The 24,601-nt window shown below is 45.8% G+C and carries 26 protein-coding genes; 25 read left to right on the top strand and 1 reads right to left on the bottom strand.

What is annotated here, in order from left to right; translation table 11 throughout:
• Nucleotides 1-66: 66 nt before the first annotated feature.
• The 5 genes from EYS13_RS06995 to EYS13_RS06975 all read left to right on the top strand — a co-directional run bounded on the left by EYS13_RS06995 (nt 67) and on the right by EYS13_RS06975 (nt 8,258).
• Nucleotides 67-2,580, top strand: a complete 2,514-nt coding sequence (locus EYS13_RS06995; protein WP_227767279.1) for an S-layer homology domain-containing protein — start codon at nt 67-69, stop codon at nt 2,578-2,580.
• A gap of 76 nt (nt 2,581-2,656) precedes the next feature.
• On the top strand, nt 2,657-4,174 hold the full coding sequence (locus EYS13_RS06990) for an S-layer homology domain-containing protein (RefSeq protein WP_227767277.1): 1,518 nt from the start codon (nt 2,657-2,659) through the stop codon (nt 4,172-4,174).
• Between the two features lie 140 nt (nt 4,175-4,314).
• On the top strand, nt 4,315-4,632 hold the full coding sequence (locus EYS13_RS06985; RefSeq protein WP_227767276.1) for a hypothetical protein: 318 nt from the start codon (nt 4,315-4,317) through the stop codon (nt 4,630-4,632).
• Nucleotides 4,633-5,107: 475 nt separating this feature from the next.
• Nucleotides 5,108-6,391 (top strand): IS110 family RNA-guided transposase, encoded by a 1,284-nt coding sequence (locus tag EYS13_RS06980; protein ID WP_227761964.1) that lies wholly within the window; start codon nt 5,108-5,110, stop codon nt 6,389-6,391.
• 505 nt (nt 6,392-6,896) lie between these two features.
• Nucleotides 6,897-8,258 (top strand): flagellin N-terminal helical domain-containing protein, encoded by a 1,362-nt coding sequence (locus tag EYS13_RS06975; RefSeq protein ID WP_227767274.1) that lies wholly within the window; start codon nt 6,897-6,899, stop codon nt 8,256-8,258.
• A gap of 422 nt (nt 8,259-8,680) precedes the next feature.
• On the opposite strand, the gene EYS13_RS06970 is transcribed toward EYS13_RS06975, so the two are convergent.
• Entirely contained in the window at nt 8,681-9,721 is a 1,041-nt protein-coding gene (locus tag EYS13_RS06970) for an endonuclease (protein ID WP_227767273.1), read from the bottom strand.
• Between the two features lie 130 nt (nt 9,722-9,851).
• Here EYS13_RS06970 and EYS13_RS06965 point away from each other — a divergent pair, with 130 nt between their 5' ends.
• The 20 genes from EYS13_RS06965 (at nt 9,852) to EYS13_RS06870 (ending at nt 24,562) form a co-directional block, all read left to right on the top strand.
• Nucleotides 9,852-10,208: a flagellar protein FlaG gene (locus EYS13_RS06965; protein ID WP_227767271.1), complete on the top strand. Its 357-nt coding sequence runs from the start codon at nt 9,852-9,854 to the stop codon at nt 10,206-10,208.
• A 72-nt stretch (nt 10,209-10,280) separates the two neighbouring features.
• Nucleotides 10,281-10,577, top strand: a complete 297-nt coding sequence (locus EYS13_RS06960) for a hypothetical protein (protein WP_227767269.1) — start codon at nt 10,281-10,283, stop codon at nt 10,575-10,577.
• A gap of 16 nt (nt 10,578-10,593) precedes the next feature.
• Nucleotides 10,594-11,019 carry a type VII toxin-antitoxin system MntA family adenylyltransferase antitoxin gene (mntA, locus tag EYS13_RS06955; RefSeq protein WP_227767267.1) on the top strand — a complete coding sequence of 142 codons (426 nt, stop codon included), beginning with the start codon at nt 10,594-10,596 and terminating at the stop codon, nt 11,017-11,019.
• The gene (hepT, locus tag EYS13_RS06950) at nt 11,016-11,450 is read left to right on the top strand and encodes a type VII toxin-antitoxin system HepT family RNase toxin (protein WP_227767265.1); all 435 of its coding nucleotides are present in this window, start codon (nt 11,016-11,018) and stop codon (nt 11,448-11,450) included. The genes mntA and hepT overlap by 4 nt, the downstream gene beginning before the upstream one ends.
• Before the next feature lie 241 nt (nt 11,451-11,691).
• The gene (locus EYS13_RS06945; protein WP_227767263.1) at nt 11,692-13,233 is read left to right on the top strand and encodes a flagellar hook-associated protein 2; all 1,542 of its coding nucleotides are present in this window, start codon (nt 11,692-11,694) and stop codon (nt 13,231-13,233) included.
• A gap of 104 nt (nt 13,234-13,337) precedes the next feature.
• The gene (locus EYS13_RS06940) at nt 13,338-13,712 is read left to right on the top strand and encodes a hypothetical protein (protein ID WP_227767261.1); all 375 of its coding nucleotides are present in this window, start codon (nt 13,338-13,340) and stop codon (nt 13,710-13,712) included.
• 15 nt (nt 13,713-13,727) lie between these two features.
• Nucleotides 13,728-14,099, top strand: coding sequence for a flagellar protein FlaG (locus EYS13_RS06935; RefSeq protein ID WP_227767259.1), 372 nt, complete (start codon nt 13,728-13,730; stop codon nt 14,097-14,099).
• 109 nt (nt 14,100-14,208) lie between these two features.
• Nucleotides 14,209-14,631 (top strand): flagellar export chaperone FliS, encoded by a 423-nt coding sequence (gene fliS / locus EYS13_RS06930; RefSeq protein ID WP_227767257.1) that lies wholly within the window; start codon nt 14,209-14,211, stop codon nt 14,629-14,631.
• A gap of 413 nt (nt 14,632-15,044) precedes the next feature.
• Nucleotides 15,045-15,455, top strand: a complete 411-nt coding sequence (gene flgB / locus EYS13_RS06925) for a flagellar basal body rod protein FlgB (protein WP_227767256.1) — start codon at nt 15,045-15,047, stop codon at nt 15,453-15,455.
• A gap of 2 nt (nt 15,456-15,457) precedes the next feature.
• Nucleotides 15,458-15,883, top strand: a complete 426-nt coding sequence (gene flgC, locus EYS13_RS06920; RefSeq protein ID WP_227767254.1) for a flagellar basal body rod protein FlgC — start codon at nt 15,458-15,460, stop codon at nt 15,881-15,883.
• Between the two features lie 9 nt (nt 15,884-15,892).
• Nucleotides 15,893-16,207: a flagellar hook-basal body complex protein FliE gene (fliE, locus tag EYS13_RS06915; RefSeq protein WP_227767253.1), complete on the top strand. Its 315-nt coding sequence runs from the start codon at nt 15,893-15,895 to the stop codon at nt 16,205-16,207.
• Nucleotides 16,208-16,381: 174 nt separating this feature from the next.
• Nucleotides 16,382-17,917 (top strand): flagellar basal-body MS-ring/collar protein FliF, encoded by a 1,536-nt coding sequence (gene fliF / locus EYS13_RS06910; RefSeq protein ID WP_227767251.1) that lies wholly within the window; start codon nt 16,382-16,384, stop codon nt 17,915-17,917.
• Between the two features lie 12 nt (nt 17,918-17,929).
• Nucleotides 17,930-18,937, top strand: coding sequence for a flagellar motor switch protein FliG (gene fliG / locus EYS13_RS06905; RefSeq protein ID WP_227767250.1), 1,008 nt, complete (start codon nt 17,930-17,932; stop codon nt 18,935-18,937).
• Entirely contained in the window at nt 18,921-19,679 is a 759-nt protein-coding gene (locus tag EYS13_RS06900) for a FliH/SctL family protein (protein WP_227767248.1), read from the top strand. The genes fliG and EYS13_RS06900 overlap by 17 nt, the downstream gene beginning before the upstream one ends.
• Nucleotides 19,680-19,707: 28 nt before the next feature.
• Nucleotides 19,708-21,021 carry a flagellar protein export ATPase FliI gene (gene fliI / locus EYS13_RS06895; RefSeq protein WP_227767246.1) on the top strand — a complete coding sequence of 438 codons (1,314 nt, stop codon included), beginning with the start codon at nt 19,708-19,710 and terminating at the stop codon, nt 21,019-21,021.
• Between the two features lie 12 nt (nt 21,022-21,033).
• Nucleotides 21,034-21,489 (top strand): flagellar export protein FliJ, encoded by a 456-nt coding sequence (fliJ, locus tag EYS13_RS06890; protein ID WP_227767244.1) that lies wholly within the window; start codon nt 21,034-21,036, stop codon nt 21,487-21,489.
• Between the two features lie 98 nt (nt 21,490-21,587).
• Nucleotides 21,588-22,700, top strand: a complete 1,113-nt coding sequence (locus tag EYS13_RS06885; protein ID WP_227767242.1) for a flagellar hook-length control protein FliK — start codon at nt 21,588-21,590, stop codon at nt 22,698-22,700.
• Between the two features lie 11 nt (nt 22,701-22,711).
• Nucleotides 22,712-23,146 carry a flagellar hook capping FlgD N-terminal domain-containing protein gene (locus tag EYS13_RS06880; RefSeq protein WP_227767240.1) on the top strand — a complete coding sequence of 145 codons (435 nt, stop codon included), beginning with the start codon at nt 22,712-22,714 and terminating at the stop codon, nt 23,144-23,146.
• Complete coding sequence (locus EYS13_RS06875) at nt 23,136-23,522, top strand: TIGR02530 family flagellar biosynthesis protein (RefSeq protein WP_227767238.1); 387 nt, start codon at nt 23,136-23,138, stop codon at nt 23,520-23,522. Before EYS13_RS06880 ends, EYS13_RS06875 begins: the two co-directional genes overlap by 11 nt.
• 203 nt (nt 23,523-23,725) lie before the next feature.
• Complete coding sequence (locus EYS13_RS06870; protein WP_227767236.1) at nt 23,726-24,562, top strand: flagellar hook-basal body complex protein; 837 nt, start codon at nt 23,726-23,728, stop codon at nt 24,560-24,562.
• Nucleotides 24,563-24,601: the final 39 nt, after the last annotated feature.

The following is a 24,601-nucleotide window of genomic DNA, read 5'->3' as shown; positions in this document are numbered from 1 at the left end:
ATGTATTATGGAGCGGGACTGGTTTCACTATAGTTCATCAATAATTTCGTTTGCAAGAGGTTAAAAATGAAAAAGTCTTTAGCAATTTTTTTCCTGGCAGTGGCTTGTTTGACGGTCGTACCGCTACGGGCCAAGGCTGCATTGCCTGAGTATTACGGCATGCCGGAAGCAGCCGGCATATTGAAACAGGTTCAGTTTACCGACACCAAAGACCATTGGGCCAAAGAGCCTATTGCCAAAATGGCGGCCCAGGGAATCATCCGCGGTGTAGGCAACAACAAATTCAAGCCCGAAGGTTCCCTGACTAAGGAACAGGCTATCATCCTGCTGGTGCGCGCCTTAGGGCAGGCTTCCAAGGCGGAGGCGCTGGCCGAAGCCCTGGCGGCCCAAAACGGGACCCAGGAGAAGAACTTTAACTCTTATCTAATCGAAGGATACTTGGCTACTGCGGTGGAAGCAGGGGTGTTAACGGAACCGCAGCGGGCAGCTTTGGAAGCTGCCCGCATCAAACCGGCCCAGCGCCAGGAAGTGGCCTACTGGACGGCCAAAGCGTTAGGGTTAAATCCCGTGTACGGGGAAAGGCAAAAGCTGATTCACGGGTTTAGTGATGTTACCTCTTTTGAACCCTCCTACCTGCCTGCCGTTGAAAGCCTGCTGCAGGAGAAGCTGATGTCAGGGGTTTCCTCCAACCGGTTTAACCCCCAGGGGGCGATTAAGCGGGGAGAAATGGCTGCCCTGTTGGACCGCATTAATCCCAGGCTGGCAGAAAAAAGGGGCCTGACGCTGGAAAGCGGGTACGTAATTAACAAAGAACAGCGCCAGGAGAATCTCAAAGTCCAGAAAGCAACTGAAATCAAGACTGATTCCGGCGGACGCTTTTTGCTTGTAACCGGGCCTGTACAGGGCCTTGACCGGGAAGTGGTGGTCTATAAAAACGGCAAACTGGGTGACAGTTCCCTGCTGGCCGCCGGCGACAGAGTGAGTGTGCTAGTTGAGGGAAATAACAAGGTAAGCTTTATTCAGGCCTGGACTAACACGTCACGTATGGTTTTCGGCCAGTTGAAAAGCATCGATCCGGGAAATTCGGAGCTTACGGTGCTAAACCCGGCGGGTGTGGAGCAGAAGTTTTCCGTGGCTAAAACTGTCCCGGTAATTATTGATAACCGCCCTGCTTCCCTGCAGGATTTGTTGATTGGCCAGGATTTGACATTAACCTTAAACGGCAGCACCGTAGGAAGTATCAAGGGTACTTTGGGGCCAGAACTTCCCGGTTATACGCCGCCGCAAAGCGGCGTCATCACGGGACGCTTGAAAGAGGTGGGCTCCGGCACCCTGCTGATTTTAAACGACAACGGGCAACAGGAAGAATATAGAATCACCTCCGGTACCTGGGTCAGCAAAGGGGGAGCATGGAAAGATTTGAGCAGCTTGCAGATGGGGGACAGGGTAAAGCTCTACCTGCGGGATGTGGCTGCCAGGGAAGTGGACAAAATTGAGGTCTCCGGCTCTGCGGGGAAGGTAGTCCGGATCATCAAGGGCAGGATGGAGCAAATTTACCCGGAAGGATTGAAGATCGCCTTAAGCGGAGTGAAAGAGTTCTACTACGGCCAGTGGTACCCTGCCCAGGGATTTGATTTTGTCAACCTGGCTCCCGACGTGCGGATCTTCGCCGGTGGGAGGGCTATAAGCCCGGAAGAATTGGGACAGCAGTTTAAAGGCAGCGAGATCTATCTGGCTTTCACCGATAGCTTTGGCAGGCATGAAGGGGTGCAGTTGGTGGTGAAGAACGGCGTGGCCGGTACATTCAGCGATAAAATTGAAAAAATCGATTGGGGCGCCGGCCGGATTGAACTGGAACATGAACGCCTTCTCTTAAATCTAAACCCGGGGACGATAGTGGTGAGAAACGGCAAACTGGTGGATGGGGATGACTTAACCGACTACGACCGTGTATTTATGGAAACAAACGGTACCGGAAACGAGCAGGACGTGGTTGTGCTATCAACCGCAAATTTTTACCCTGCAGAATTTAAGTTTTATAGAGGGAGAATTAGTTCCGTTGACGAAAATGAATATGAGCTGGATTCCTACAGCCGTTTCGAAGATAATGAGTGGGATTCGGTCCACCGGGGCGATGTGGACCTGTCCTTTGATAACGACACCGTCATTGTGGACACCACCCTCGCTGCCAACCGGGAAATTGCTGCCGGAAAATTTGCCGAGAGCCGCTGGAGCCGGTACTATGACAGCGATTACTATGTGTTTGCCGTAACCCAAGGCGAAAAAACAACGTTCATGACGCTGTGGGACTATTACAGCAGGCCTGGCGTATTGAAGACAAGCATAGGCCGGGTTACAGCGGTTAATTCAGGAACCAAAAGATTGGAACTGGACAGGGTTAGCGACTGGAGCGAATCCTACGACCAGTGGAGGGCCAATAATTTCCCCCTCAGCCTCGACTTGAGCAATGCCATCATTTACAAGGACGATCTGCCAATTACTGTGGATGATCTTAAGACAGGAGACTCCCTCTATTTAATCCACGACCAGTTGCAGGGAATAATAGTTTTTGTGCAATAAAAGGAATCCAAGATTTAAAATTCAAAATTCAAAATTCATAACTCAAAATTCATAACTCAACCCAGGGGTATTCACAATGAAAATTTTACGCAGCTTAATATTGCTTTCCTGCTTGCTTTTAATATTCCCTAACCTGGCTATGGCTGTAGGGGAGGTTAACAGCCACCTGGAAGGGGGCATAGCCAACGAGCTTGATTACAAAGAGGTAACCTTTATTACGGGCAAGCCTGTGCTTTTGACGGGTAAAATGAGGGTAACCCAGTCTGGACGGGGAGAGGCGGTCCAAACAAGAATTACTTACACCTTGGCCGACGCCACAGGGCAGATTAAATTGTCCCGCAACACCAGCTTCAAATCTACCCTCGAGCAGAAGCTGGCCGAAAGACAGACTGTGACTGTCACCGATGTGGACAAGGGAACGGAAACCATCACTGTTGGCAAAGACAAATACACTTTGACCGACTATCAGTTCCACCGTTCAATCCTGACGGACAATAAGCCGGGAGTCGACTACTTCAGCGGTAACTGGAATGCCCGCAAAACCTATGTTCTTAATAAGGACCAGGGTACGGTTGTAATCGAAAGCTGGGGAGAAACAGTAGGCTACGACCATGCCTGGGGAAACACCGAAACCCAGAAAATTGACAACACCATCACTTTCTCAGGGAAGAAAATAATTGAGAGAGAGGGTATTAAAGAGGAGTACCGGCAGGAGTGGTCAGGCACTTACCAGTTGAACCTTTCTTTTAACAGGACGAGGGACTTGTCGTACCGGCCCAATGAGCCGACTCAGATCAGTTTTGCCGGAGGTTACCTGGAAACCGTCCAGGAAGAGCAGATTTTACGCTACAGTTATAATATGCCCAAATTTGACCAGGATGGTCTGGTGGATAAGTCAGGCAGGGTAAGGGGGGAGGATAACACTAAGCTTTTAACCTCCCCCACGCAGAAGCGGCTGCCCATTCCTTTTCTGCGGGATGTGAAAGGCCACTGGGCCCAGGACGACATCTTACGGCTGGCCAGCCTGGAAGCGCTGCCTGTTAAGGGAGAGTACGTGGGGGTCAGGCTCAACATGACCCGGGGAGAATTTGCCTGGGCCATTGCCCAGCTGGCAGGACTGCTCCCCCAGGAGCAGCCTGTGACCCGCTACTATCCTTACCGGCAGAACCAGCAGCAGGCAGAAGTGTCTCCCTTTATGGATGTGCCGGTCAACCACCCTTATTATAAGCATATTAAGGCCATCAGTGAGAAAGGCATTATCAGCGGTGTGGGCGGGGGCAAATTCGAGCCCGACAAACCCCTGACCCGGGCGGAAGCAATAACTATCATTATCAAAACCCTGGGCTTCGAGGGGCTGGCCCCCATGTATAACACCGAAACCGGCTTCAAAGACGATGCCGGCATCCCCTTCTGGGCCAGGGACGCCGTCTATGTGGGTGCCGAAATCGGACTGGTCAGCGGGGACAACGGTTATGTCTTACCCAACGAGGCCATGTCCCGGGCCGAAGCCGCCGCTTTTTTAAACCGCTTTATCAGGTACATGCAGAAAGACATGAAATACGAGTACCGGGAGAGACTGCTCAACTTCCGGTAGCTAACAGCTAACAGTAGGGCTATTAGCTGTTTAAGGCAATATAAACCTTAAATTGTATATTGGAAATTATATGGCAGGATTAAATAATTTTGAGTAGAATATACGTACTGAAACAGCGATAACACTTGGGTGGGATTTTTGTGGATAAAGAAACTAAACAGATGTTTGAATTGGTTTTAAGCAATTTGGGAAAACTTGCGGATAAGTTTGAGGCTTTTGAGGAAAGGTTTGACGTTTTTGGGGAAAAGTTTGATGCTTTTGAGGAAAGGCTTGACGTTTTTGCGGAAAAGCTTGACGAATTACAAGACAGGCAAGATGATATCTATCGAACCTTAAGAGCTATTGAACATAAAAATGAAGTTAACGGCGCGGAACTTGAGCATCTTAAAGTCAGAAATGCTAAGGTTGAAGGTACATTGCGCAAAATCAGTCAAGTAATAGCGGAGAATGTGGGTTAAGTTTTTTAAAGCAATCTAATAACATGCTATTTAGAAAGACAGGGCGGGTTTTTATGGATATAAATTTACAACCTATACTTGAATACCTTAGCAAAGAGCCAACAGTTTCGGCCGCTTATTTATTCGGCTCATTTTTTTCGAAATTATGATAAAGATTTTGCCCAGGCAATTAAAAACTTTTGCTTTAAATTTTACACTCAACGCTAAACACTCAAAACTTTTAACCCTTTCTCCTCCTAGAAAAATTATCCGCGCGCTCTAAAGTTCTGTAAATAAGTATCCGATATAAATACTAGAAATCTCCGGTGGCCACCGAGATTAGATTTCCCAGGCAAGGATGCCGAAATAAAATTCAAGGAGCATTCCTGTAATGAATTAAAATGAGCTTTGAAAAAAGAAGTACCTCCTGTTAACATACGAGGTGTCGAGGTGTCGATTAACTAGCGACCCTTAAATAACAGAGGAGGTACTCAATATGAAGTATAACCAGAACTCAAGAATTTTGCAAATAACAGAAAAGACTTTAATCATTGGTGTAGATGTAGCTAGCGAGACAAATTACGCCAGAGCTTTCGATTACAGAGGCGTAGAACTAGCTAAGCTACTAAAATTCAATAATGACAACAACGGCTTCAAGACATTTTCTGAGTGGGTAAAAAGTGTGGCAAAACAACAGCAGAAGCAGCAGGTAATGGTTGGGATGGAGCCTACGGGACACTATTGGTTTACCTTTGCCCAGCATCTTAAGGATCACCAGCTGAAAATAGTACTAGTGAATCCGTTTCACGTAAAGCGAAGCAAAGAATTGGATGATAATAATCCGACCAAAAATGACCGAAAGGACCCAAAAACCATTGCCATGCTGGTAAAAGACGGTCGATACATGGAACCGTACATTCCCGAAGGAATTTACAGCGATTTACGAAATGCAATGGAAACCCGCTTAAGATTAGTGAAGCAGCTTAACAGCATCCGAAACAGAGTTAAACGCTGGATAAGCATATATTTCCCGGAGTTCAACAGAGTCTTTGGGGATTGGGAAGGCAAAGCAGCAATAGTAACGCTAAAAGAGTTTCCAACACCGGATAAAGTACTTGAAAAAGGCGTCGAAGGCATAGTTGCCAGCTGGAGAAAAGAAATCAGCAGAGCTGTTGGAGTTAGACGAGCCAGCCAACTAGTTGAGGCAGCAAAGATATCAGTAGGAGTACGAGAAGGATTAAGAGCAGCTCAAAATGAACTTGCCACACTACTAGAAGAATATGAAATGCTGCAGAGGCAATATGAAAGGACAATGGCTCTAATAGAAGAATTAGCCATGCAGATTCCCGGTATTGAAGAAATGCTAAAAATCAAGGGAGTAGGCCTCATAGCAGCAGCAGGGTTTATAGCTGAAGTAGGGGATATTACAAGGTTTGAACATCCAAAGCAGGTACAGAAGCTGGCGGGACTAAGCCTGAAAGAAAATAGCTCAGGAAAGCATAAGGGCCAAACAACTATTAGCAAACGAGGGCGAAAAAGGCTAAGATCGTTGTTATTTCAAGGGATTATGCCCATAGTGGCTAAGAACAACGAATTTAAAGAACTACACCAGTACTACACAACAAGGCCACAGAACCCGCTCAAAAAGAAACAGTCGCTAGTACTCTTATGCTGTAAGCTCATAAGGATATTTTACACCTTACTGAGAAAAGGCGTAGCTTATGACCCACAAAAAATGATGAGTGATATAAGAAGGCAAGAATTACAGGAAGCCGCCTAAAAAGCGCACCGCAACTGACAATGTTACATTTCATCCGTTTGCCAGTCAAGGGTAAAGACTGCGTCGCCGCTATCGCGGCCCCTTGACAGTCAAACTCCTGCAATGTAACAAGCAATCAAGCGGTGCTGGAAATGTAAAAAAACCTTGCTTAATTAAAGATTACGTTCATTGACAAAGCGAGCCGGAATAGTCAGGTTGAAATTTATCCATAAGGGCATTTGACCCAGCAAAGGAGCAAGGCTGACATCCACCTCATGGGCAGGCAGTACGAAGGAATTTAGGGGCACAGACCCTGTGAGACATGGGAGGTTTGCCACCGGAGAACAAGTGGATTACATGGCCGAAATACGTTTAAAAGACGCATATTCTGTCGGTATACACTTGTTAATCCAGATATATACAAAAATAGGCATATTGTCCAAGAGGATTGACTTTGTACAAATGAAAATCTAAGATTAAGCGAGATTTTCAAAGAAAATTAAAGATTATAGAGGGAGGAAAAAAGATGAGGATTAACCACAACATTGCAGCGCTTAACACCTATCGTCAGCTGTCTTCTAACAATGTAGGTACATCTAAATCGTTGGAAAAACTATCATCTGGTTTACGTATCAACCGTGCCGGCGACGATGCCGCAGGTCTGGCTATTTCCGAAAAAATGCGCGGTCAAATCCGAGGTTTGGAAATGGCTTCAAAAAATGCCCAGGATGGCATCTCATTAATTCAAACCGCTGAGGGTGCATTAAATGAAACACATAGTATCTTACAGCGTATGCGCGAGCTAGCTGTCCAATCATCAAATGATACTAATACTGCCGATGATCGTGCTGAACTCCAAAAAGAGATTGATCAACTGATTTCAGAAATTGACAGAATTGCTAGCACTACGGAGTTTAACACCAAAAAACTGCTAAACGGTGGAGCAGGTTTAACCACAAACTTTACTGTAGAGACTGTAGCTGGTGTTACTACAGACTGGATCAGAGTATCTGGCGGAACAGCAAATACTTCCATTGGCAATATAGATATTACAGGTGCGACTGCTGCTAGTGGGGCAACAACAACTATAACAATTGCTGCTACGGCCGGGACAAAAACATTTGATATTAATGGAGTTACCCTCACTTATACTGCTACAGGTACAGCCGTTACTGATGCCGCAACTCTGCGGGATTTGATAAATGCAAACTCTGACAAACTTGGAGTGACGGCTTCCGTTTCTGGTGCGGATTTAACAATTACTACAACGGATGTTGGTTCTGCAGCTAATTTAGTAATCAATGGTGATGCAGGAGACTTGGAAGCTGCGGCCACAGCGATTGATTTATACGGCAATGATGCAACTATCACCGAAGCAACGATAGGGACAAATTACATTGCCCGTGGAAATTCTATTACCGTAACAAGCGGGACGTACGAGGGACTTGAATTGCAACTTAACGGAAACGTGATGTCGGCTACAGCAAACGAGAACCTAGCAACTTTTGATATAACTGCAAATGGAGCGCTTGCGCTACAAATCGGAGCAAACCAAAACCAGGAGATGAGTATTTCCATTGGTGACATGAGGGCGGAAGCTTTAGGTGTTGGTACTATTAACGTTACAACTAAAGATAGTGCCTCTTCCGCTATTACAACGATAGATACAGCAATTAAAACAGTTTCTGCTGAAAGGGCCAAACTGGGTGCTTACCAAAATCGTCTAGAACATACCATTAATAACCTGGGCACTTCTGCTGAAAACTTAACGGCATCTGAATCCCGAATCAGGGATGTGGACATGGCCAAGGAGATGATGGAGTTCACCAAGATGAACATCCTGGCGCAAGCTGCAAATGCAATGCTTGAGGTTCGTTGGGCAGCATAAGCCTAGACGGACTCACAGGCGTCCTGGAGAGTAATTTCCAGGAGTACCACCGGGTGAATTGCTGGAACAGCCTTAGAGCCTGCCGCACCACAGCGGAACCGGAAACGGTAAATGCGAAGGTGCAAAAAGCGGCGGGATTGGCCAATCAGCAGCCAAGCCCCTGGACCGAAAGGTTGGGGAAGGTTCAACGACTAGGACATACCGCCTAAAGCAAAAGCCACGGCGATGAAGTCCGTAGGGGTAACAGCCTCGAAGTGCCCGGCTCCTACTGACTGAGGTAGGATGAAGATATAGTCTGTTCGGTTGCCGAAAGGAACCGGCCTGGAAGAGCACAGGCAAATCAACAGCCGCAGCAAGTATTACAACTTTTAAGATAACACTGCTTTTAAAGCCGGCGGATTTTCCGCCGGCTTTAAAATATACTACAGTCTGCCTTCTTTTCTTAAGCGCCTGATTTTGTCCACGATACCCCAATAATTTCTCCCGAGAGCTTCAGCAATTTGCTTATCAGTCATGCCTTCCTTTTTCCATGTAATTATTTTTGTTTCATCTTGTAAGGAATAATTATTAGGGGTGGTGCTTAAGTCCCGGAATTTAATAGTTTTGTTTTTATAGCTTGAGGTCAACTTTTCTTCTATTAAAAAATATCTGTTTTCTAGCTCAACTTTATACTGCATACAGGGAATTTCTATAGCAAAAGGTCGCACCAGTTCAAGGAGTTTTGCTATTGTACTGCCTTTGCCCGTATCCAGGCAATACCCATGACCAAAAGGCACCTTCTTTACATTAAAATCTAGCTCAAAATGCTCTTTGAGGTGGTTTGATAAAATAATATTTTCTTCTTGGGTGAAGTAGTGCGATGAAAGTGTAATTCTAGGGTTTAAATCGATAGTTTTCTTTTTCTGCCGAATGTTTATGACCAAGGTTCCATCGTCAAAATATAAGCAAGCAAGTCCTATTGGCATGGAAAGTAATTTAATGTTATCCTTGGTTATTTCCTTTCTTCCATTAGGATAGAAGCTTCTGGATAATTCCGTAAAAAACGGATGGGACGGTCCTTTTAAATGATTATTCTTTGTTATTTTAAACCCTAGGTTTGCTAACTTTTTGGCTTTCCAGATTCTATATTCCCTTTGCTGTGTGGAAAAATGCTCTCGATAATAGGCATTTTTACTTCTAGGGCTATAATCAAGGCCACCATCACCAAGTATGCTTCCGACAATTATGTTTACTTGCTCGGACGTGGGTTGTAATTCAGGAATTGAAGCCAGATATTTTTGTTTTTTTACATGCATTAATTTCGCATGCTGCTTGTGTAGGTATTCGGGGCTTTTATATATTTTATTTCTAGATACTATTCTTCTTAATTTCCACAAGGGTATATTTAGAATTTTGGTAAGTTTGTTGTTATCGGTGCAAGGGTAATATTCTTTCAAATAAGCTATTAGATCATTGTTTTCCATTAGCATCAACCTCACAGAACTTATGTTCTGTATAAATATTAGCGAAATATATGCAAAATCCTTTGCCTGCAACTAAACTTTTACAAATTTTTTCCGATATAAATATTAGATGTATTCGGGGGTGGATGGAATGAAGATTGAAGGGATAAGCCAAGCGGTAAAGATAAACACGGTTTCTGCAGATGATAAAATTACTAAAGAAAATAAGGAAAACCGGCAGGATAAAGCAATGAATGCAGAACAAAAAGCCGAAAGACAGATTTCTGAGAAGGACGTAATTACCGCCATAGAAAAAGCAAATAAAGCACTGAAGGCCCATTATACTACTTTTGAATTTTCAATTCACGAAAAGACAAAAGAAATTATGGTAAAAGTGATCGATAAAGAAACTGGGGAACTCATCAGGGAAATCCCACCGGAAAAGATTTTGGATGCAGTGGCAAAGATGTGGGAGTTAGCAGGGCTATTGGTGGATGAAAAAGCGTAAACAAGTAAACCAAGGGTAAGGACTAAACCAAGGGGACGATCCCTTTGGTTTAGGATCAGGAGTTGACAAACCATGGAACTGGCTGACAGTTTTAAAACTGCCAATGAATATAAAATGGCGGCTGATGATTATAATAGCAAAATAGCCAGTGTTGAAGAAAAAACAATGATTCAGCTACAAAAGATTTATTATCATATTGAAAGTGCAGCAAGGAATGGAAGATATCAGGTGTCAGTAATTTTAAAAGATGAAGGGCAGTGCAAGAAGGAAGTCCATAATAAAGTTGTAGAAATGTTAACAGTTAAGGGCTTTAAAGTTAAGCTGGAGCCCACTTATATGTATGATCTAATCAATATTTCATGGGAATAGGGGATTGGGTAATTTGGTGCAGATTGATTTACAAGAGGTTGCAAAGGTGCTGGAACCCCATCTGGCTAAACTGGTGCAGGACTATGGTATTTTACTGCTATATATTTTTGGGTCTTACGCTACCGGTAAGAACAACTCCAATAGTGACTTGGACATTGCCGTTTTGTTAAAGGAACCCTATAACCCCATGGACAAATTAAATTTATTGGCAGATTTCACCGACATTTTTAGAAGGGATGATATAGATTTAGTAATTTTAAATGCTGTTGGTCCAGTTTTAAAATATCAAGCAATCAAGTACGGGAAAAGATTATATGAAAAAAGCGAGGAAGTAAGAGTTAATTTTGAAGTTAGAGTTGTCAAAGAATATCTGGATATGGAGCCATTCAGGAGGAGGCAATTTGAAATCTTAAAAGCTAAAATTAAGGGAGAAATAAAATGACAAAGAATGTCCTTGAAGTTATTCGAAAAAAAATGAATGATTTACAAAACTATATTGCTCTTTTAAAGTCTGTTTCATCGGAAATAACGGAAAAAAATATCGGCCAGGATCCCTTGAAATATTGGGGACTTGAAAGAGGTTTACATATTTCTATAGAATGCATTATCGATATTGCCAATATTATTATCTCGTCAGCCGATTTGGGAAAGCCCGAAACCTACAGGGAGAGTATTCAAAAGCTAGGGGAGTTTGGAATTATTCCACCGGAATTTGCCAAGAAGCTTGCCAGAATGGTGGCTTTTAGAAATATTTTAGTACATGATTACAGCAAAATCGATGATAATGTGATAGTTAGTATTCTGCGAAACGATCTAGATGATTTTATTGAATTTATTAAATACGTAAATGTTTGGCTGGAAGGAAACTTATGATTAAATGCAGTTATTAAATAGTTGTTGCCCAACATAGTCAGCCAGCTGGCTTTTTTCTTTTAGGTATAATAATTTTGCAAAAACCTGCTATTCCCCTAAACTTTACCAAGATTTTTCCGATATATGTATTAGAAGTGTAAGTGTGTCGGGTTGGAGGTATTGCAACTAGAAAGGGTTTAGTCAAACTGGTATAACTAGACTTGTCCTGAAAAATGAAGCATTTTTCCAGGGGGGTAAAAAGATGGTAAGCAATTTGCGCATAGGCGGCTTGGCTTCCGGGTTGGATATAGACCAGATAGTGAAGGATTTGATGGCTGCAGCCAGGAAGCCTGTAGATAAATTAAAACAGGACAAAACACTGCTGCAGTGGAAGAAAGACGATTACCGTGCCATTAATACACTGCTTCGTTCATTGAGGGACGAAGCCAGCAAGATGAGGTTGCAAAGCACATTTTTGCCTCGGAAGGCAACCAGCAGCGATACTGCTGTTGTGACTGTCTCCTCGGCAAACAATGCTGCTACGGGAACGTATACCATTGAAGTAACTCAGCTGGCAGATGCCTCACGGGTAAGCAGTTCTGGAACCATCACCAGCGCGGGATTTGACCCGAATAAGTCAATTTTATCCCAAAAGAACTATTTTACAGACAGTTCGCCGCTGGCCGGAGACCCTGCAACCCTTTCTTTTACCATCAAAACTTATAAAGAAGATGGTACTGCGGTTGAGAAGACTTTTACCGTCAATACCAGCGATTCATTAAATGGTATTCTGAGTAAAATTTCTTCGGACAGGGATTTAGGCATAGCAGTCTTTTATGATCCGGATAACAATAAGGTTTATATGTCCACCACCAGAACAGGTGACAATAATGCTTCCGGCAAGGATATTGAGATAACAGGTGATTTTTTAACAAAAACTTTGATGTTAGATACTGCAAATGTGGTAGACGGCAAAAATGCACTGGTAAAATTTAACGGCTTCGACATGGTGAAGAAAAGCAATGAATTTACGGTCAACGGTACAACCTTTACCCTTCAAGGAGAAAGCCAGGCTGGAAAGCCTGTTTCGGTTTCAGTAACAAGTGACGGAGATGCCATTTTTAATTCCGTTAAAAGTTTTATAGACAAATACAACGAAATCATCGCCAAAATAGATGCCGAGGTTAAGGAAGAGCGCTACCGGGACTATCTGCCGCTAACCGAAGAGCAGAAAAAAGAAATGAGCGACGATGAAGTCAAACTTTGGGAAGAAAAAGCAAGGAGCGGGATGCTAAAAGGCGACCCTATCCTCCGCGGTGTTTTGGACAAGATGCGCTACGCCTGGAGCAACCCGGTACAGGGGCTTGACGCCAAATACGACCAGATGTCGGAATATGGTCTGTCAACAGGTACTTATCTTGAAGGTGGAAAGCTTTATATCACCAATGAACAGAAATTAAAGGACGCTATCAATAACAGACCTGAAGAGGTTTTAAAGTTTTTTACCCAAAAAAGCGACACTAATAATGACAGTGAAAAGGGCGTGGCCCAGAGGCTATACGACGCTATAAACAAGGCAATGGATGACATGACCAAACAGGCAGGAAGCGATCTGTCTCTTTCGCTGTACGATAACAGCGTTTTGGCGGAACGCATCAAGGATATCGATAAGCGGATAGAGCAGAAGGAAAATCGTTTAATGCAGTTGGAGGACCGCTACTGGCGGCAGTTTACCGCCATGGAACAGGCTATCCAGCGGGCCAATATGCAGTCGGCCTGGTTGATGCAGCAATTCTCCCAGTAAGCAGTTAGCTGTCAGCTTTTAGCCATCAGCTATCAGCTGGCAGCCATCAGCTTTTAGCCTTCAGCTATCAGCTTTATTAAAATGACAATAATGGATGTGCAAAAATGGCCGACAGTTTATTAAATAAAAAAAGAGTGCTTTTAGAGAAATTGAAGAAGCTAACTATTCTACAAGTGCAAATGCTTGATAACGGTCAATATGAGCCCATTAGTTCGTTGTTTGATGAAAAGGATCGGATTATTGAAGAAATAGACAGGATTGATTTAAAATTAAGTGAACCTGCTCGTAAAAATGATGAGATACTGGTGTTGTTGGACGAATTACGCCAATTAAATGCACAACTGGTAGCAGGTTTGGACCGCACCAAGAAATCCATTGCAACCAAGCTTATTGAATTGCAGCGGAATAAAAAGGGTGATAGCCTGTATCACCAGCGTTCTATCCAGGTTGAAGGGGCTTTTATAGATAAGAAAAAGTAAGCCGAGGTGGGGAAGATGTTAACTAAGATTCCAGGCATCGACCCGATAATCCTGAATAACGTCAAGGAACGTACCAGCAAGCAAATTGTTCATGATGCCAGGAGTCTCAAGGTTACCGAACACGATGAGAAGGGCAAGGGGCGTCAGTGGCACCGGGATGGCAAAAGGGAAGAGTTGGTGCTTTTTCTTGAGGAACTTAACGCCGAATTGGAAAAAGAAAATAAGCCTATTCGCTTGTACTTGCTAGAGGAAAGCGGTCGTTGGTACGTACAGGTGACTGAATTCTCCACCGGGAAAGTGGTCCATCGGCTTTCGCCCCGCCAGGCCGGCCTTATCCTCGGCCGCAACTACCAATCCAAAGGATTTTTACTGGACGAAAAAGCTTAAGTCGAGGCAAGAGCAAACAATAATTCAAAATTCAAAATTAAACACAACACTCAACACTCAACACTCAACACTCAACACTCAACACTAAGAAACGGGGGGGTCCTGAGGTATGAATATGGCTAATGCTTTTCAGGCCTATCAAACCAATCAAGTTAATACTGCTTCCCAGGAGAAGCTGGTCACTATGCTCTACGACGGGGCGCTAAGGTTCATTGCGCAGGCTAAAGCAGGCATAGAGGAAAAGGACATAGAAAAATCCAACACCAACTTTATCAAAGCCCAAAAGATTATTGCCGAGCTAATGTCTAATTTAAACCGGGAAGTAGGGGAGATTGCCGAAAATCTTTTCTTGCTGTATGATTTTATGTACCGGCGCTTGATTACGGCCAATGTTCAAAAAGACTTGCAAGCTGCAGACGAAGTTTACAGTTTATTAAGCGAGCTGAGAGATACCTGGGTGGAAGCAACCAGACAGCTTCACAACCACAGCTACAAGACCAATTACAACAGCTTAAATATTACAGCCGAGTGATTCAAAAGGACAGGTCCAAGACCTGCCCTTTTAGAAACTTTTTAAAAATGCCCAAGCCGGGCTTTTTTTTATTTCCTGGCGCTATAAGTCCTATATATTTCTGGGACGTCCCACGATAATTATAGGCCCCTTTTCCTATCTTAGCAATTTTCGACATTTTTCTCTCGACGGGAAACAGCAAGCGATGTTAAATTGGAGAAAAAGAACAGAAACTTCAGTTGGATATGTAAAATTTTTGTTAAATTTTGTATTGGTAGGCGAAAAAATTGCCGAATAAAACAGGATTTAATAACTAAATGTGGAACTTTATCTAGATAGTTTCCATATATTGATTATATTAAACCATACGTCACTCCAAAAATTTTTGGGGGGTATTGTGCAAAAAAACCAGTGGTTAAAAGGGGGGCGACGGCATGCGCGTTTTTTCCAATAATACCATGCAAATTTTGGCCAAGGCTTTAGATACAGCAAGCCTCAGACAAAGCGTATTGGCCCATAACATTGCCAATGTAAATACACCGGGATATAAGCGTTCTTATGTGGTTTTTGAGGAGAGTTTGCAAAAGGCACTGGGCAAAAACAAAGGAATTATTTTAGCAGGTGATAAACCCGGCCATATCAGGCCCCCGCAAACAGCGGCAGAAGTCCGGCCTGTGGTGGAGACCGACCGTAACACTTCACTTCGGCAGGACGGGAACAACGTGGATATTGATGCGGAAATGGTTCAAGTAGCCATGAATTCCATTAATTACAACGCGGCTGCCAGTCAGCTGAACAGCAGGCTTGGCATCTTGCGCTATGTTATTAACGATGGGAGGAGATAGATATGCGTCTGTTTAACTCACTGGCCATCAGCGCCACGGGACTTACGGCTGAACGCCTGCGGATGGACTTGATCTCCAGCAACATCGCTAATATCAACACTACCAGGACTGCGGAAGGAGGTCCCTATCGCCGGAAGGTGGCTGTTTTTGCTGAGCAGTTGGAGCAGGCTTTGGGCAGCCGGCAAGGCTACCGGGGAAAAGGGGTTCAGGTGGCGGCCATTGTGCAGGATAACAGCCCTGACAAATTAGTCTACGACCCCAGCCACCCTGATGCGGACCCCCAGGGGTATGTACACCTGCCCAACATCAACATAGTAACTGAAATGGTAGACCTGATTACTGCTACCAGGTCTTATGAGGCCAATGTTACTGTTTTGAATGCCGGTAAAGCCATGGCTATGAAAGCTTTGGAAATTGGCCGCGGATAGGAGTAATGTATGATGAAAGTTTCCTTAAATACAATTCAGCCTTTAACTTTAAATAAAACTGAAACAGGAACGAAAAATGAGGGAAATGGAGCGGCGGCTGTGGCCGCATCATTTGGACAGGCTTTGCGGGAGAAGCTGCAGGAAGTAAATCAACTGCAACTGCAGGCCGATGAGTTAACAAAACAGTTTGTTGCCGGTGGCGAGGTGGACTTGCATGATGTTATGCTGGCCACTGAACAGGCTAACTTAGCACTGCAGCTGACTGTCCAAATCCGCAACAAGATTGTGGAAGCATACCAGGAAATTTCGCGTATGCAAATCTAGCGGCTATTAGCTGCCAGCCGTCAGCTTTCAGCTAGCAGCTAGCAGCTATCAACTTCCGGCTTCTTCGATTTAACATAGCAATCATACCAGTATAAGATGCGCTAATTGTTTAGCTTTTAACTTGTAACCAATAACCAACAACTAACAACTGATCAATAGAGATGGTGTATAAGTGTGAACGGATTGCTCAAGACGTTAGCTGATAAATGGAACGGGCTTTCAAATGCCAAAAAGTCAATTATCGTAGTAATGAGTGCAGCAGTTATCCTGGCAGGCATTTTCTTTGTCCAGTGGTTGACACGGGAGGAATATGCCCCCTTATTCAGCGATCTGGAACCGAAACAAGCTAATGCAGTAGTTGAAAAATTAAAAGAACTGAAAGTGCCTTATAAGTTGGAAAACCAGGGTACAACCATCTCTGTTCCCAAGGAAAAAGTGTACGAAGCCCGGATCGAACTGGCGGGGGCCGGTGTCTTAACGCAAACAGGCCTGGGCTTTGAACTGTTTGACCAGAGCAAACTGGGTCAGACGCCTTTTGAAAGGGAAGTGGATTACCAAAGGGCGCTGCAGGAAGAACTGCGCCGCACCATTGTGGCTTTCGATGAAGTTGAACAGGCCAGGGTCCACCTGGTACTGCCGAAAGAAAGCGTATTTGTGGAGGAAGAGCAGCCGGCTTCGGCGGCGATTACCCTTAAAATGAGGCCTTTGGCTAAGCTGAATGCTGAACAGGTCAAGGGCATCATCTATCTGGTATCAAGCAGTGTGCAAAATTTGCCGCCGGAAAATGTCAAAGTCATCGATACCACCGGTCGGGTTTTGAGTGACGAGGTCAGTGTGGGCGAGGCCAATTTAACCCAGATTAGGCTTGATCAATATGAATTGAAAAGACAGTATGAAAAAGACCTGGAGAAACGGGTGCAAGGAATGCTCTCCACTGTATTCGGCCCGGGGAAGTCTATTGTGATGGTTTCCGCAGACCTGGATTTTGACCGGGTGGAGGAAAAGACATTGGATTACGGTGACGGCAGCATAGTGGGACAGCAAACCTCCACCGAGCAAAGCACCAACACGGGGGGGGCCGGAGGGGTGGTGGGTGCGCCCAATGTTACACCTCAGGTTCCGGGATATGTTGCCGGGGGGCAAGGAAATTCCAGTTACCAGAAACAAGACACTACAACCAACTATAATGTGGACCAAACGGAAAGGCATACTGTTAGAGCTCAGGGACAGCTCCGCAGTTTATCTGTCTCAGTTGTGGTTGACGGGCAGCTCACCCAGGCGCAGGTTACACAGATTGAGGGCATGGTGGCCACTGCTATAGGTTTACAGCCTTTGCGCGGCGATCAGATCAACGTCACCGGCATGGCTTTTGAAAACAACGCCGGCCTGGCAGAACAGCCTGCCGGTTCCGATAGCAATGCACAGCCCGCTAAAATTGTATTTCCTCCCTATTTCAAATGGGTTGGCTTAGGTGCTGCTTTATTCCTGCTTCTCTTACTGGTGCTTGCCAGACGAAGGAAAAAGAAAGCGGCTGCTGCCTTGCCGGTAGTAGAGGAAGTTGTTCCGGTAACCCCTGTGGAACCTGTTGTCCCGCAAATTTCTCCTGAAGAAAGGGCCAGGAAAGAGAAGCAGCAGCATCTAAAAGATATCGTCAGGCAGAAACCAGAAGAAGCGGCGCAATTAATTAAAGTTTGGTTAGCAGAGGATTAGGAGTGAAGGAATTTGCCCAAACGCGAATTAACAGGGCTGGAAAAAGCGGCAATTTTACTGATGGTACTGGGCCCTGAGATCTCTTCTGCTGTTTTGAAGCAGCTGCCGGAAAGCGACATAGAAAGAGTCACTTACCAGATTGCCAACACAACAACTGTGGATAACGATGAAAAATTCGCCGTAATTCACGAGTTTTTGCAGATGAATGAGGCCCAGCAGTATTTGCTGCACGGGGGGATCAAATACGCCCGCGAGATTTTGGAAAAAACGCTGGGCCCGGCCAAAGCCAACGAACTGATCAAAAAGTTGACGGAGAGTTCCAAGATAAGGCCTTTTTCCTTGATTCGCAAAGCTGAGCCAAAACAGCTGGTAAATTTCATTTCCAACGAGCATCCCCAGACGATTGCTTTAATTTTGGCCTACTTGGAACCGGAGCAGGCTGCCATCGTCTTGAGCAGCCTGCCGGAAGAAATGCAGACTGATATTGCCAAGCGCATTGCCCTCATGGAACGCACCTCGCCGGAAATTGTCCGGCAAGTAGAGAGCGTATTGGAAAAGCGGTTGTCCTCATTAGTGGAACATGATTTCGCCAGCGTGGGGGGGATTGCCACCCTGGTGGATATTCTGAACAGGGTAGACCGGGGGACGGAGAAAACCATTTTAGAGTCCCTGGAAGCTGAGGACCAGGAACTGGCTGACGAAATCCGGAAGCGGATGTTTGTCTTTGAAGATATTATCAACCTTGACGATACCTCAATCAGGCGCATACTGCGGGATGTGGACAGCAAAGACCTGGCTCTTGCGCTCAAAGGCTCCAGCCAGGAAGTGGCCCAGCGAATTTACAAGAATATGTCGCAGCGCGCTGCTGAAATGCTTAAAGAAGATATTGAATTTTTGGGCCCCATTCGCCTGCGGGATGTGGAAGAAGCACAGCAGCGTATTGTACAGGTTATCCGCAGGCTGGATGAGACCGGCGAGATTATAATTTCACGGGGTGGTGAAGATGCCCTCATCATCTAAAGTTCTGAAAGGCGCACAAATAACTGACTATACGCCCCGGGAAATAGAAGTCCGCAGCGAATTTAGCGATATTGACCAACTGGAATATGATCCTGTGGTACAGGCTAAACTGCAATGGGCTTTGGCGGAGAGCGAGCGGATCCTTTCAGCTGCCCGTGCTAAGGCTCAGGACATTTTTGCTGAAGCTGCCAGGGAAAAAGAGCAGATTAAAGCTGAAGCCTACAGGGAGGGCAAAGAAGAAGGGTACCAAACCGGTTACCGGGAAGGATACGCGGCCGGTCAAGCTCAGGTAAATGAACTGGTGGAAAAAAAAGCTGAAGTTTTACGTGAATTACAATCCGCACAGCGCCGTTTGTTTCAGGAAGCGGAAGAATCCCTGGTTGCTCTGTCGCTGGAAATAGCCCAAAAGATCCTTAGTAAACAGGTTGAACTTGATCCTTCGGTAGTTTTAGAAGTGGCAAAAACTACTTTAAGGGAAGCCCATGCGGGTGACACTTATTTCCTTTATGTAAACCCGCGTGATTTAAGGATAGCTAAAGAATATAAGGAACAGCTTGCGGCCCAGATTCCTGCAGGAGCCAGCCTGCAAGTGATTGCTGATGCTGAAATAGGCGAAGGCGGCTGCCGGGTGGAAAGTGAAGCTGGTTTTACCGACGGTACTTTGGAGAGCCAGTTGGCGGAAGTGGCCAAACTGCTCAAGGCTTCTATTCCCGGCGAAAAAGTTACAGAAGTACGCCCCTGATTTGAGTCTGGACAGGTGGGCTGAACGGATGGCCATAGATTTAAGCAAATACCGCGAGATAGTTAGACAATCTAATTTGCTGCGCTCCACTGGGAAAGTGGCCCAGGTCATAGGGTTGATTGTAGAAGTGACCGGGATAAAAGCAGCAGTGGGAGAAATTTGTGAAATTCTGGTCGAGGGGCAAAGTGAGCCGACGATAGCGGAAGTGGTGGGCTTTAAGAATTCGCGGACACTGCTTATGCCCTTGGGTGAATTAGGCGGAATAGCTCCGGGTTATGCGGTGAGAGCTACGGGAAAAAGCCATACCATTCCCATAGGCCCGGAACTCTTGGGTCAGGTGCTGGACGGTTTGGGTCGCCCAATGCAGCCGGGCGTGGAGCTAAATAAAGCCATACATTACCCTGTAAACAATAACCCGCCGGATCCCTTGAGCAGAAAAAGGATTACCGAGATTATGGCTACGGGGGTCAAGGCCATAGATGCTTTTTTAACCTGTGGCAAAGGACAAAGAGTAGGTATTTTTGCCGGAAGCGGAGTGGGCAAGTCAACGCTTTTGGGAATGATTGCCCGGCAAAGCGGTGCTGATATCAATGTGATTGGCCTGGTGGGCGAGAGGGGTAGAGAAGTTCTGGATTTTATTGAAAGGGATTTGGGGCCCGAAGGCCTGGACAGGTCTGTTGTTGTAGTGGCTACCTCGGATCAGCCGGCATTGGTGCGCATTAAAGCTGCTTTTGTAGCTACTGCCATTGCAGAGTATTTTCGTGATCAGGGGCAAAACGTGATGCTGATGATGGATTCCGTCACCCGCTTTGCCATGGCCCAGCGGGAAGTAGGGCTGGCCATAGGCGAACCACCTGCCACAAAAGGTTACACCCCTTCGGTTTTTGCCCTTCTGCCCCGTTTATTGGAAAGGGCAGGAAATGCAGCGGTTGGTTCTATTACCGCCTTGTATACTGTTTTGGTGGATGCTGATGATATGAACGAACCAATAGCCGATGCAGTACGGGGTATTTTGGACGGACACATTGTCTTATCCCGAGAACTTGCGGCCAAAAACCACTATCCGGCTGTGGATGTCTTAAACAGCGTCAGCCGTTTGATGGCGGAGATTGTTTCCGGAGAACACCTGAAACTGGCCGGAGAGTTAAGGGACCTGCTGGCCAGCTACCAAAAGGTTGAAGATTTAATCAACATCGGAGCTTACCAAAAAGGCAGCAACCCTCAGGTTGATGCAGCAATTAAACATTATCCGCAGATAATCCAATTTCTGAAACAGCGCTCTGATGAATATGTGCCTTTTGCCGAAACAATCAGGCTTATGTCGGAGATTTTAAACAGTTAAAGGAGTAAGTGCATGAAAAAATTTCACTTTCACCTGGAAAGTGTTTTAAACTACCGGCTACTCAAAGAAGATGAGGCAAAACAGCGATTAGCCCAGGCCCAAAAACTGGCCTCCCGCCATATGGAACTGCTGGCTGCTTTTCAAAAGGAACTGGACGAAGAACAGGGAAGAATGGTTAGCGAAGGCAAAGGCACCGGCCTGGAAGTAACAGCCGCGTTGCACCGGGACCTATACCTGGGAAGTCTGCAACAGGCAATAGAAAAACAGCAACAAGAAGTAAACCGGGCCCGGGCGGAAGTTATGACCTGTCGGCGGCTGGTGGCCAAAGCACATCAGGATACCAAGGTTATGGAAAATTTAAAGGCAAAACGCTGGCAACAGTATAGCAATGAAATGGATAAACAAGAACAAAAAGTAATGGACGAGCTGGGCCTTTCAGGCTTTGTGAGGAAAGCCAATGAGTATTAGTCCCAATCCTTTAGTCGTTAGTTGCCGCCTAAATTAAATCAGTTTTTTATTAATTAAAAACTGGGGACTAGTGACTCCCTTGAAAGGAGGTGAGAAATATGAACGGAAGCATGCTAGTGAATATACCTGCAGTCTCGGTTTCCCAAACCGGCAAAAAGGGCTTGGGCGAGAGCGGAGTCGCCAGCGCCGGTGATTCAAACTTTGGAACCATGGCTTTTGCTGCCTTGCTGCTGGGTTTGACGGAACCAAATCAAACAGTGCCCGGTCCTGTCCCGGATACCTCTAAAGTCAATGCTGCTGCCAAAGAGTTGCCTGTTGTCGCCGTAGGCTTGCCACCGGCAATGCCCGGCATCTCCATGGTTTTACAGCAAGTGGCTGGGCAGGATGACGCTGATTTTTTAGGGGAAAAGGGAAATACTACCCCTCTCTTGTTTGATAGCACCGGTGTAATGGTAAACGACGGGACAAACACGCTTTCTGCAAGGCGACAGTTGCCGGAGTCGGCTCTTTTTGGCGATGAACTGAGTAAGGTTACGGGTGAAGTTTTGGAAACGTCAGTGCAAACCGGTATTAAAGGGACAGAGGTGATTAACGCCGGTCGGTTGGAGGGGCACAAGCAAGCGGAGGCGCAGGGCAAGCTGGACGTCCCTTGGCCTGAAACAGAATTCAAAGCAGTTGCCACAAAGCTTAGTTTCCATGATAATTTAGCAGGCAACTCAGCAAGTAACGGGCTCAATTTAAACCCCAACCATCCCGGTGAATTTAGCAGTAGCACTGTTCAGAACCAGGTTCTCAAGGAAACGGGTTTTCAAGCGATTGCCAATCAGCTGATAGAGTCCAGTAAAGCCACCTTAACGCGCGGCAAAAGTGAAGTAGAAATTCAATTAAAACCCGAATACCTGGGTAAGGTCCACCTGCGGCTGGCTTTAGAAGAAGGGATACTTTCCGCCAGATTTCTGGTAGAAAACAGCGCGGTAGGGAAACTCTTGGAAAACAATCTTCACCAGCTGCGCCAATCGCTGCAGGAACAGGGTCTTAAGTTCGGCCAGGTTAACGTTGAAATTGGTTCCGGCAATTTCGCCCAAGATCATGCTCAGCAGTTTAACCGGCCCAAACAGCATTACAGCGGGTTGGCAGGACAGTCGGACAGCGTCAGGGAGGAACCAGTTATGCGGTTTTATAATCAACACGGAATTAATTACTTAGCCTAGGAGGTGAGCGGATGACTGTCAACGGTATTGTAGCCGCCGGAACTAATAACACCTACCAGACCTCAACTAAAAAGGACATCGTAGGCAAAGATGATTTTTTGCTTCTCCTGGTAACCCAGCTAAAGAACCAGGACCCTTTAGAACCGATGAAAGACAGGGAATTTATGGCACAAATGGCCCAGTTCAGTTCCCTGGAGCAATTGCAAAATTTAGGCCAGCAGCTCAGCATTAACCAGGCTTTAACTCTGATTGGCACTGAGGTAACTGCACTGAGCGGTGATGCGGAAATCCGCGGGATTGTGGAAAGAGTCAGAATCTCTGAGGGTGAGCCGTTGCTCATGATTGGGGAACAGGGAATAAAGCTTACCCAGCTGGTTCAGGTTGCTTTAAATAGCAGCGAAGCCGGACCGTCTCCCGCCGACGGTGAGAGCGGCAATGGCCAATAAGATTGATTTGACCAAACCTGTTCTGCCCGTTGGGCAACCCAATAGAACAGCAGGCAGGACGAATTCCTTATCCCAAGGGCCCGCTTTTGCGGAAGTTTTGCGCAGCCAGCTGGGCGAAAAAGGGCAGGTTCAATTTTCCAAACATGCCAGGGAAAGGTTGGAAAACAGGGGGATCAACCTTACCGCCGGCGATTTGCTTAAATTAAATGATGCGGTGGAAAAAGCTGCCCGCAAAGGTGCCAGGGAGTCTCTGGTTTTACTGGATAATCTGGCTTTTATCGTGAGCATTGCCAGCAAAACGGTAGTTACGGCGGTAGACGGCCAGAGTATGAAAGAACATGTTTTTACCAACATCGACAGTGCAGTAATTTTGTAAGGGCCGGACCTCATTGAGGAAGCCCTGGCTGCGGACCGACCGAAGCAGCCCAAGCATGCATGAACTATGCATGCCGGCTTTCAGCCATCAGCATTAGCTTAAAAAATAATTGCTCCTTTGTGACCGGATGTGCACAGCTTTTTTCGAAGCTGGGGACTGGCGGCTGATGACTGGGGACTAAAAAACAAGGAGGTCATGTAATTATGATGCGTTCCATGTATGCCGCTGTAGCCGGCTTAAGAACTCATCAAATCAGGATGGACGTCATCGGTGACAATATTGCCAATGTGAATACCCCGGGCTTTAAAAGGGCCAGGGCTACTTTTCAGGATATGTTTTATCAGACTTTGCAAGGCGGCTCTGCCGCTGATGCAACGACCGGGGGAACTAATCCCAAGCAGATCGGCTTAGGTATTTCCCTGGGAAGCATAGATGTCATCCACACCCAAGGAGCATCAGCGCCTACCGGAAAAGGCAATGACCTGATGATTCAAGGGGAAGGTTTTTTCGTTTTAAGCGATACGGGGGATGACACAGGGAATATTTATTACACCCGGGCAGGCAACTTTATCTTCAACTCCGAAGGTGATTTGGTCAACTCCAACGGTCTTTATGTTTTATCTACCGACGGGACTAAGATAACTGTGCCTGTTAACGCCCAAAACTACAGTATCAGCAGTGATGGCAAAGTGAAATATTTGGATGACAATGGGCTAAATGAAAGCCAGGTTATTACCATTGCTAAATTTTCCAACCCAAGCGGACTATTAAAAGTGGGTCAAAATTTATACGTATATGACAGCGCAGCCGGGCCCGAAGCCGATGGCACCGATGGCACTTCAGGCTCTCCAATTGGCGGGCCGCCGGGTTCTGCGGAAGGACGGGGTTCCATAGTGGCAGGCGCCTTGGAAATGTCCAACGTTGAGCTGGCCCAGGAATTTACCGAAATGATCATCACCCAGAGGGGCTTCCAGGCTAATGCCAAGACCATAACCACTTCTGATGAGATGCTCCAGGAACTGGTAAACCTGAAGCGATAACCCTATAAATATTAAAAGCGTCGTTAGTCGTTAGTCAGT

The sequence above is a fragment of the Zhaonella formicivorans genome, assembly GCF_004353525.1.
Taxonomy (GTDB): Bacteria; Bacillota; DUOV01; order DUOV01; family Zhaonellaceae; genus Zhaonella; species Zhaonella formicivorans.
This window is presented reverse-complemented; position numbering and strand designations above follow the sequence as displayed.

Coding starts and splice junctions, on each gene's coding strand:
- EYS13_RS06880 (WP_227767240.1), top strand. CDS start 22,712: ATGACTGTCAACGGTATTGTAGCCGCCGGAACTAATAACACCTACCAG.
- EYS13_RS06945 (WP_227767263.1), top strand. CDS start 11,692: ATGGTAAGCAATTTGCGCATAGGCGGCTTGGCTTCCGGGTTGGATATA.
- EYS13_RS06960 (WP_227767269.1), top strand. CDS start 10,281: ATGGAACTGGCTGACAGTTTTAAAACTGCCAATGAATATAAAATGGCG.
- fliI (WP_227767246.1), top strand. CDS start 19,708: ATGGCCATAGATTTAAGCAAATACCGCGAGATAGTTAGACAATCTAAT.
- EYS13_RS06935 (WP_227767259.1), top strand. CDS start 13,728: ATGTTAACTAAGATTCCAGGCATCGACCCGATAATCCTGAATAACGTC.
- EYS13_RS06900 (WP_227767248.1), top strand. CDS start 18,921: ATGCCCTCATCATCTAAAGTTCTGAAAGGCGCACAAATAACTGACTAT.
- EYS13_RS06870 (WP_227767236.1), top strand. CDS start 23,726: ATGATGCGTTCCATGTATGCCGCTGTAGCCGGCTTAAGAACTCATCAA.
- flgC (WP_227767254.1), top strand. CDS start 15,458: ATGCGTCTGTTTAACTCACTGGCCATCAGCGCCACGGGACTTACGGCT.
- EYS13_RS06940 (WP_227767261.1), top strand. CDS start 13,338: ATGGCCGACAGTTTATTAAATAAAAAAAGAGTGCTTTTAGAGAAATTG.
- EYS13_RS06975 (WP_227767274.1), top strand. CDS start 6,897: ATGAGGATTAACCACAACATTGCAGCGCTTAACACCTATCGTCAGCTG.
- EYS13_RS06875 (WP_227767238.1), top strand. CDS start 23,136: ATGGCCAATAAGATTGATTTGACCAAACCTGTTCTGCCCGTTGGGCAA.
- flgB (WP_227767256.1), top strand. CDS start 15,045: ATGCGCGTTTTTTCCAATAATACCATGCAAATTTTGGCCAAGGCTTTA.
- EYS13_RS06885 (WP_227767242.1), top strand. CDS start 21,588: ATGAACGGAAGCATGCTAGTGAATATACCTGCAGTCTCGGTTTCCCAA.
- EYS13_RS06990 (WP_227767277.1), top strand. CDS start 2,657: ATGAAAATTTTACGCAGCTTAATATTGCTTTCCTGCTTGCTTTTAATA.
- EYS13_RS06980 (WP_227761964.1), top strand. CDS start 5,108: ATGAAGTATAACCAGAACTCAAGAATTTTGCAAATAACAGAAAAGACT.
- EYS13_RS06970 (WP_227767273.1), bottom strand. CDS start 9,721: ATGGAAAACAATGATCTAATAGCTTATTTGAAAGAATATTACCCTTGC.
- hepT (WP_227767265.1), top strand. CDS start 11,016: ATGACAAAGAATGTCCTTGAAGTTATTCGAAAAAAAATGAATGATTTA.
- EYS13_RS06995 (WP_227767279.1), top strand. CDS start 67: ATGAAAAAGTCTTTAGCAATTTTTTTCCTGGCAGTGGCTTGTTTGACG.
- fliS (WP_227767257.1), top strand. CDS start 14,209: ATGAATATGGCTAATGCTTTTCAGGCCTATCAAACCAATCAAGTTAAT.
- EYS13_RS06965 (WP_227767271.1), top strand. CDS start 9,852: ATGAAGATTGAAGGGATAAGCCAAGCGGTAAAGATAAACACGGTTTCT.
- fliJ (WP_227767244.1), top strand. CDS start 21,034: ATGAAAAAATTTCACTTTCACCTGGAAAGTGTTTTAAACTACCGGCTA.
- fliE (WP_227767253.1), top strand. CDS start 15,893: ATGATGAAAGTTTCCTTAAATACAATTCAGCCTTTAACTTTAAATAAA.